Origin of the sequence: Syntrophotalea sp. (genome assembly GCF_050253115.1) — a bacterium.
GTDB lineage: Bacteria > Desulfobacterota > Desulfuromonadia > Desulfuromonadales > Syntrophotaleaceae > Syntrophotalea > Syntrophotalea acetylenica.
On record NZ_JBFWJQ010000107.1, the window covers coordinates 1 to 8,401 of the forward strand.

Genomic DNA, 8,401 nt, shown 5'->3' on the forward strand with positions numbered 1-8,401 from the left:
CAACCATCTTTGGTTTTCTGCGGCAGGAAGCTTCCATCCACAAGGTCTATCTGGTAGTTTATTCAGCGGATCATTTCAGAATATATCAGGAATGCATGGCTGCATGGCGCGCTGCGCATGCCTGAATCCCCTGGTTTTCCTGCCTGTCCCTTTGCCCGGTCTGATTGTTAACTAAGCACGCTTTGGATGTTGACAATCCCGTTGTTCACTGTTAATTTTCCTTTCCATGAAAGAACCTCTTTTCAGTATTCGCATGCGTGCCGCCCGTGGAGACCGGCATATTTCCGGGGCCGAAAGACTGGCTGGCGCCGACTGTCTGGATGGCCTCGCGGCCGGCATGGTGAAACGGGCGCTCGGCCATCCCAAGGGGCTGCCTGACAGCATTTCCCTGACCATCGAGGAAATTGACCTCTCGAGGCTGATGCGTATCGGATTGCCGGATATACGCACTGTCGGCGTCGACTCGGTGGCGCAGGGCAGAAACGCTGCACTGGCCGGACTGCTTCGCGCGGGGATTTCCGAACAGGCGGCACGTAGTGCCATGCAGGCCTTGGCCGGGGGGGCTGCTCCGAATGGGGAAAGTATGCGAGGGGCGATGCTGGTCGACGCCCTCGACGGGCGGCGTCTTGAATTCGACGCGGCGCGCGGCGTGCGGGTGTCGCGCATGGATCTCGAAGAACGCGCCGCTGCCGTGCTTGCCAGGGAGCTGCAAGCCATCGGATTGAACAACACGCATGTTCAAGAGGCGTTGGTGCTGGCGGCCAAAGTGCTGCATGCCCCTGGAGTGCTGGCCGAGCTTTGCTGGTCGGATGATCCCGATTACACGGCAGGTTATGTTGCCGCGCCTTGTCTGGGCTACGTGCGTTTTCCGCTGCTCAAGCCTCGGGGTGAGGATCGTGGCGGCAGAGCTTTTTTTCTCGCCCCGGGCACCGATGTGACCGGTTTGTACCGTTTTCTCGAAAAACAGGCGGTTCTGGTCGATCGGGTTGGCCGGATGCTGCCCGATGAAAGGTGGAGGGCATGTCCCTGAAAAGCTGGCAGGATGCTCTGGCGGCGCTGGCGTCTTGCGGCATGCTGCGCCGCCTGCAGACCGTGACCGGTCCGCAACGCGCCCATGTTCACATGCAGGGGCGCGAGATGTTGCTGCTTTGTTCCAACAACTACCTTGGGCTGGCCGATCATCCGGCGCTGGTCGAGGCCCAGAGCCGGGCCGCGGCACATTATGGCACCGGCAGCGGTGGCAGCCGGCTTATTTCCGGCAGCATGGAACTTCACGAGCAGCTCGAAACCCGGCTGGCCTGTTTCAAGGGCACGCAGCGAGCCTTGTTGTTCAATTCCGGTTACGCAGCGAATACGGGCATTCTTCAGGGGTTGATGGGGCCGGAGGATATCATCTTTTCCGACCGGCTCAACCATGCGTCGATCATCGACGGTTGCCGTCTGAGCCGCGCGCGGACTCTGGTCTATCCCCATCGGGACGTGGCGGCCCTTGAGCGGCTCATGGCCGGAGAGGCTGCGGGGCGCAAGGGGCAGTGGCTGATCGTCACGGATGGTGTTTTCAGCATGGACGGCGACCTGGCGCCGCTGCCGGAACTGGTTGCCCTGAAAAACCGCTACGATTGTCTGTTGATGGTGGATGATGCGCATGGAACCGGTGTGCTGGGCGCAGGCGGCAAAGGTACCGGGGAATATTTCGGATGCCTTGCCAACATCGATCTGCATATGGGGACGATGGGCAAGGCGCTGGGAGGCTTCGGTGCTTTTGTGGCCGGACCGGATGTTTTGATCCAAACCCTGTTGAACCGCGCCCGTTCCTTTATTTTTTCGACCAGTCTGCCACCGGCAGTGGTCGGCGCCGGGCTGGCGGCTCTGGATATCGTGCAGAGCGAGGAAGGACGATCCCTGCGCTTGCGGCTGGAACAGCTCAGAGCACTTGTTACTCAACATCTCGGCCCGGATATCTGCACCGGTTTTGACGGCAACACGCCGATTTTGCCGATCATTACCGGCGAACCGCAGGCCACGGTGCGCGCCAGCGCCTGGTTGCAGCAGCAGGGAATCTTCCTGCAGGGCATCCGTCCGCCGACGGTACCCGAAGGCAGCTGCCGTTTGCGCATGACCCTCATGGCCACCCATCAACCCGGCGAACTGCTGCAGGCGGCTGACCTGATCCGGAAAGCGTTGTCGGCATGATCATTCATAAATTCTGCCGTCTTGACGACGGACGCTCCGTCAGTTACCGAGCAGGGGGCGATGGCCCCGTGCTTGTCCTGCTGCATGGCTGGGGGATGTCTTCCCTGGTGTTTTCGCCCCTCATGCAGCGTCTGTCCTGTTGCCGTCGCATTATCGCTCCTGACCTGCGAGGGCACGGGCATTCCCATGGCGGGCCAGGCTATGCGCTGGGGGATTTCGCGGCGGATATCGAACAATGCCTGAACCTGGCGGGGGCCGAGGAAATCGCCCTGCTTGGCTGGTCCCTTGGCGGCATGGTGGCCCTCGAGATGGTCGAACGACTCGGCGAACGGCTTAAAAAACTTATACTGGTTTCGACAACGCCCTGCTTCGTGCAACGCGACGGTTGGCCGCACGGCCAGCCGGCATCTCGGGTAAATGCACTGTCCAGGCGCTTCCGTCGCGATCCCGCAGCGGCTCTGGAAGGGTTCTTCCTGCAGCAGTTCGATGGCGAGACAAAACAGGGGCCTCTCATTCAGACATGCAAGCATGAACTGTTCGATCTTGCTCCCCTGCCTCTGGCATCGGCAGGTCTGGGCGGGTTGAGCACCCTGTGTGACGCGGACCTGCGCGAGCTCTCCCCACGATGCTTGCCGACCCTGATCATGCATGGAAGATGCGATGCCATCATCCCTCCGGCTGCCGGTGAGTATCTGGCCCGCCGCTTGCCTGAGGCGCAATGGAAGCTTTTGGATGGTGTCGGACATGCTCCCTTCATCGGCAGGCTGGACTTTTGCGCGGATATCCTGGCGGATTTTTTGATATGAACGCTATCGACCGTCGTCAGGTTCAACGCCATTTTTCAGCCAGCGCCTGCAGTTATGATGATTGTGCCGATGTTCAGAAACGGGTTGCGCGCAAGGTCGCGAACCTTGTACAGGTTGAGGGGGCCGCGAAGGGACCGATGCTGGAAGTCGGCACCGGTACAGGATATCTTGCCGAACTTATCGCGGCAAGATATCCGGGCTTGCGGCTCCTGGTGTCGGATCTCGCCCATGCCATGACGCGCGCCGCAAGCCAGCGGTTGCCAGGGGCCTGGGCCATGGATCTCGATGCCGCGGCCTTGCCGCTGGCTACGGAAACCATGGCGTATGTCTGCAGCGCGTCGGCTTACCAGTGGGTGGAAAACCTGCCCCGGGCCTTCGGAGAATGTCATCGGGTTCTGCAAAAAGGCGGGAGTTTCATCTTTGCCCTGTTCGGAGACGGAACGCTTGACGAACTCAGGGGTGCTTACCGGGAAGCTCTGCTGTGCGAGGGGCGGGAATCCCCCGATTACCTGGTGCCGATGCCATCGAAACATCGGGTTGATGCATCACTTGCCGCCGCCGGCTTTGAAATTTTCCGGGTTTGGGAGGAAGTCGAGAGGGAGTATCACGGTTCTCTGGCTTCGTTGCTGCGGTGCCTCAAGGGGGTAGGGGCGCATAACGCTTCCCGATGCCGTCCCCGAGGGCTGGCTTCGCGACAGGTCATGAAACGCCTCGAAGGAAATTATATCCAAAGGTTTGCCGACGGTGGGAGGCTGCCGGCTACCTATCGGGTAATTTACGGGATTGCCGGCAAGAGCGGGTAAAACTGGCGGAGAATGGATCAGTCGCAGGCCTGCATCACGACACATTTCAAATATTCGGTCTCCGGGCAGGAGCAGAGCACCGGGTGGTCATAGGACTGCCCGCGAACTTCCAGCAGGCGCATTTCCCGTTTTGCCAGAAAAGCCGCCTGCCGCAGGGTATCGAGGAAGGTTTCCCGGTCCATGTGGTGGGAACAGGTGCAGGTAAACAGAAAACCTCCCGGTTCCAGCAATTCCATCGCGCGCCGGTTGATGGTCAGGTAGCCCTTGATCCCTTCGCGCAAACGCTTGCGGTTTTTTATGAACGCTGGAGGATCGAGGATAATCCCGCCAAATCGCTCGTTTCCGGAATTAAATTGGCGCAGACTGTCGAAGACGTCCGATGTCACAAACCGGCAGGTGTCGTCTTTGAAATTCAATCGTGCGTTTTCTTCCGCAAGTGCCACGGCCGCCGGTGAAATGTCGATGCCGATAACCTCGGCGGCGCCAAAACGGGCGGCGTGTATGGCCCAGCTTCCCGAATAGCAGAACAGATCGAGCATACGCTTGCCGGCGGCCCGGTCCCGCAGGGCGAGATGGTTTTCCTTCTGATCCAGGAAGTGACCGGTTTTTTGCCCCTGAAGAACATCGACTTTGAAGCGCAGACCGTTTTCAGTTATTTCGACGCGGTCGGGAAGCTGCCCGTGAAGGATTTCAACCTGGCGCGGAAGGTTCTCCAGGTCGCGCACCGCGACATTGTTACGGGCGACGATCGCCTCGGGGTCACAGATGTCCTGCAGGGCTTGCAGGATGAAGTGTTGTCTGCAATCGATGCCCCGGGTCAGAAACTGAACCGACAGCACCCGGTCGTAGCGATCGACCACAAGCCCCGGCAGGTGATCGCCTTCGCCGTGAACCAGGCGCACAGCGGTGGTACCGTTGTAGATTGCCTCGCGCATGGCGAAGGCGGCTTGCAGGCGGTTGCGGTAGAAGTCCACGCAATCGATACACTGCCTCTGCCGGGAAAGAATGCGCGCTGCGATCAGTGAATGGGGGTTGTAGTAACCGGTCCCGAGGAATTCGCCGCCGGCCGTCACTATCTCCACGGCCTGGCCTGGCAGCGTGTCCTGGCTCGGGGGCTGGATTTCATTGCTGAATACCCAGGGGTGGCCGCGACGGACGCGGCGCTCGTGTCCGGGGCGCAGAACGAGCTGTATCATGCCTGCGTACTCAGGTCAAAAACGGCTTTTACGATACGGCGGGCTTCATCGGAGGTGACGGCATAGTACACTTCGACGCCGGTACGATGCCCTTCGATGATTCCCTTGTTCTTGAGCAGCGCCAGATGCTGGGATACGGTGGCCTGAGGCAGTCCGAGGCACTCCCAGATCTTCTTGACATTGCAGGTCTCCGAGAGCAGTCCGGCGACGATTTTAAGACGGATGGGGTGGCCAAGGACTTTGAGGATTTCTGCTTCGCGTTCGTAATTTTGGGTCTTGTCAAAAACCATCGTTCCGATATTCTCTGCCGCAAATAGGTATATTCCGCCCGTTGTCCACCTGGGGGGGCGAACGGGTTTTCTGGTATGATGTACGCGCATGGTAGTGGCGTAGGGGGTGCATGTCAAGAAATATGCTTCCGCATGTCATGGCTATGGACTTTTCCCATGTTCCTTATTAGACTGCCGCACCTCTGGCCAGGATGGCCGGCGTCCATCGCGAATATGTGCTCTCACGGGAGAAAAACAGTGAAAACCCTGGTGTGGATTCTTGCAATCCTTGGTTTGTGCCTGCCGGTCGACGCCAATGCCGGCGCCAACTCTTCGGATCCAACAGGTAAATCTTTTTCAAGACAAACCCTGGATCCTTTGTGTGGTGAAAAATTGTCTTACGATATCGCTTTTTTGTGGTTTGACCGATTGGCCGTGGGGGATTTTATTCTTGAAAAAACCGAACAACCCCAAACCTATCGAGCCACTCTTGAAGCCAGGACCATGGGGGCTGCCGCCTGGCTGACCGGAAACCGGGTTCAGAGGTATGTTTCGACATTGCGCCTGTCCGATGAGGGTGGCCTGCGACCTGTGAGTTTTGATGCAGACATGTACAGACGCAGTGGCGACAAGGTAAAAAGTCGCCTCAAACATTGGGCTTTCGATTATCCGCGTCGGCTTGTTATTGAAAAGGTCACGCGTAATGGCCGAAAGTCTCCGCTCAAAAAGCATGCCATGGGTTCTGGCCCGTATCCCTACGATATCCTTTCGGCCTTTTATAATTTCCGGGCCGGGCTTTGGGGGCCCCTAGAGGTCGGTACCTCCTGTAAGGTGCCGACGTTCGCCAAGGGGGCTCCTTCCGCAATCGATATATCAGTCCTTGCGAACAAGGATCGTCCCAAAGAGGGCGGATTTCCGACAGGAGGTTTGGTGGTCAAGGTTGTGGTTGATCCGGAGGTTTTCGACACGGGGGATGGGACCCTTTATATATGGTTCGATAAGGCCATGCGTCCCGACCGGGTGTTGGTGAAAAATGTCATTGGCATGGGAGATGTGCGTGCCAATTTACGATCCGCAGGGAAAGAATCCGGAAAATGAATGACACCATCTTTGTTGTGGGTCACCGCAATCCCGATACCGATTCCGTCTGCAGTGCGCTGGCATATGCCCGTTTGCGCAGCAGGCAAGGGCTCGAAGGGGTCGTGGCGGCCAGGGCCGGCTATCTCAACCGGCAGACCGAATTTGTCCTTGAACAGCTTGGCGCGGAAACGCCGCAGCTGGTTTCCGATGTTGTGCCGAGGGTTGGGGATGTCGTCAAGCAACCGGCCGTGACGATTCAGAGTGGTGCTCCGCTGGTCTGGGCTCTCGACCTTTTTCATCGTTACGATATCGGTCTGCTGCCGATCGTGGATTCCGGCGGCATCGCTCTGGGGATGCTCTCGCTGCGCCAGGTCGCCGATAAATTCCTGGTTGGCGGACAGGAGCAGAGCATGCGCCGGATCCTGACATCACCTGCGGTTCTGGCCCGCTGCCTGCACGCCGAGCGGTTCACGGCCGATCTCTGCGGCGAGGTTCAGGATTTTGATCTTTATGTCGGGGCCATGGCTTTTAAAAGCTTTTGCGAGCGTATGGCTGGGCTTGATTCAAAACGGTTGCTGGTGATTACCGGAGACCGTGACGACATCCAGCTGCACGCAGCGAAACTGGGGGTGCGGTTGCTGGTGGTAACCGGCGGCCAACCGCTGAGTCCCGAGGTTATCGATACCGCCAGGCAGAATGGGGTCACGGTGCTGGCCACCAGTTTCGACACCGCCACCACCGCATCCCTGGCAAGGCTCTCCACGCCGGTGGACAGCCTTATGATCACCGATTTTCCCATGGCGGCGATGGGAGAATCTTTGGAAACGTTGCGTTATCGGCTGCTGGATTCCAGCCAGCCCGGGGTGCTGGTGCTTGACGACAGCGGCAAGGTGCTTGCCGTCGCTACCAAAAGTACCCTGCTGCAACCCCCGCCCATCAAGCTCATTCTTGTGGATCATAATGAACTTGGTCAGGCCGTTCCGGGGGCCGACCGCGTGGAAATCCTTGAAATTATCGACCATCATCGACTCGGCAATCTGCATACCGATGCTCCGATCCGGTTTATCAACCAGCCGCTGGGCAGCACCTGCTCGGTCGTTGCGGGCCTGTATAAAAGCGCCGGTATCGTTCCGGATGCACAAACCGCCGGATTGCTGCTGGCGGGGTTGCTTTCCGATACCGTTATGCTTAAATCTCCCACAGCTACGGAATGCGACCGCGACCTCTGTGGCTGGCTGGCGGCACTGGCCCATCTTGACCCGCAGGAATTCGGGCGCCGCATGTTCCGCGCCGGAAGTGCATTGGCCGCCTACGGCAGCATGACAGAGTTGATCCTTGCGGATTTCAAGGAGTATTCCCAGGAAGGCAGGCAGTTCGGCATCGGTCAGGTGGAGGTGGTCAGTTTCGACGAATTTTACGAAAAACGGGCGCGGATCGCCACCAGCCTGACGGAACTATGTCGAGACCGCGCCCTTGACCTTGCCGGGTTGCTGGTTACGGACATTGTGCGTGCCACGAGTCTGTTGTTGTTGGCCGGCAATTCGGAATTGATGGTCAGGATCGGTTATCCGCGTCTGGATGACGGCCTGTTTGAACTCAAGGGCGTACTCTCAAGAAAAAAGCAGTTGTTGCCGCATGTTCTGAAGATCCTCAAAGCGTAAGAGTTACCCCTGCCGGCCCGGACTGGACATCTTGCGTCGATGTGAAGGTGTATACAGGAAAAAACTGCTTGCCATATCTAATAATTCGTATTATATGAATATACGAATTAACCAGGTCGAAATGACCTGTTTGCGACCTGGCATGTTTTCCCTCAACCTTACCACATAAAGGAGGCATCTCAATGAAGGAGAGGAAGCGAATTGTTGTTATCGGCGGATCTGCGGCAGGTCCCAAGGCGGCTGCGAGGGCCAAGCGCCTCGACCCCGATGCCGAAGTCACAATCATTCAAAAAGCGCCGGAAATGTCCATGGCTTCCTGCGGTTACCCTTACTATGTGGGCGGGGTTTTCGATAACCGTAACGCCTTGCTGAGCACGCCGTACGGAGAAGTTC

8 protein-coding genes and 1 pseudogene are annotated in these 8,401 nt (G+C 58.3%); 7 read left to right on the forward strand and 2 right to left on the reverse strand.

All coding sequences use genetic code 11. The annotated features are described in order from the left end of the window. The first annotated feature begins 226 nt into the window (after positions 1-226). From AB7E65_RS10465 to AB7E65_RS10480, 4 genes are read left to right on the forward strand one after another with little or no spacing between them, the layout of a single operon-like run. Entirely contained in the window at positions 227-1,030 is an 804-nt protein-coding gene (locus AB7E65_RS10465) for a 6-carboxyhexanoate--CoA ligase (protein ID WP_072287648.1), read from the forward strand. After that, entirely contained in the window at positions 1,021-2,193 is a 1,173-nt protein-coding gene (gene bioF / locus AB7E65_RS10470; protein WP_072287649.1) for an 8-amino-7-oxononanoate synthase, read from the forward strand. The genes AB7E65_RS10465 and bioF overlap by 10 nt, the downstream gene beginning before the upstream one ends. Next, entirely contained in the window at positions 2,190-2,999 is an 810-nt protein-coding gene (locus AB7E65_RS10475; protein ID WP_072287650.1) for an alpha/beta fold hydrolase, read from the forward strand. The genes bioF and AB7E65_RS10475 overlap by 4 nt, the downstream gene beginning before the upstream one ends. Beyond that, on the forward strand, positions 2,996-3,802 hold the full coding sequence (locus tag AB7E65_RS10480) for a methyltransferase domain-containing protein (RefSeq protein ID WP_072287651.1): 807 nt from the start codon (positions 2,996-2,998) through the stop codon (positions 3,800-3,802). Before AB7E65_RS10475 ends, AB7E65_RS10480 begins: the two co-directional genes overlap by 4 nt. Before the next feature lie 17 nt (positions 3,803-3,819). Here the strand turns inward: AB7E65_RS10480 and AB7E65_RS10485 are convergent, their stop codons facing one another. Both AB7E65_RS10485 and AB7E65_RS10490 read right to left on the reverse strand, forming a co-directional pair. Further along, the gene (locus AB7E65_RS10485; RefSeq protein ID WP_072287652.1) at positions 3,820-4,998 is read right to left on the reverse strand and encodes a class I SAM-dependent rRNA methyltransferase; all 1,179 of its coding nucleotides are present in this window, start codon (positions 4,996-4,998) and stop codon (positions 3,820-3,822) included. Next, positions 4,995-5,288, reverse strand: coding sequence for an ArsR/SmtB family transcription factor (locus tag AB7E65_RS10490; protein ID WP_072287653.1), 294 nt, complete (start codon positions 5,286-5,288; stop codon positions 4,995-4,997). The genes AB7E65_RS10485 and AB7E65_RS10490 overlap by 4 nt, the downstream gene beginning before the upstream one ends. Before the next feature lie 237 nt (positions 5,289-5,525). On the opposite strand from AB7E65_RS10490, the gene AB7E65_RS10495 reads away from it, so the two are divergent. The 3 genes and pseudogenes from AB7E65_RS10495 to AB7E65_RS10505 all read left to right on the forward strand — a co-directional run. Continuing rightward, entirely contained in the window at positions 5,526-6,365 is an 840-nt protein-coding gene (locus AB7E65_RS10495) for a DUF3108 domain-containing protein (protein ID WP_428745847.1), read from the forward strand. Next, on the forward strand, positions 6,362-8,008 hold the full coding sequence (locus AB7E65_RS10500; protein ID WP_428745848.1) for a putative manganese-dependent inorganic diphosphatase: 1,647 nt from the start codon (positions 6,362-6,364) through the stop codon (positions 8,006-8,008). Before AB7E65_RS10495 ends, AB7E65_RS10500 begins: the two co-directional genes overlap by 4 nt. A gap of 182 nt (positions 8,009-8,190) precedes the next feature. Beyond that, positions 8,191-8,401: pseudogene (locus AB7E65_RS10505) on the forward strand (FAD-dependent oxidoreductase); the annotation flags it as partial.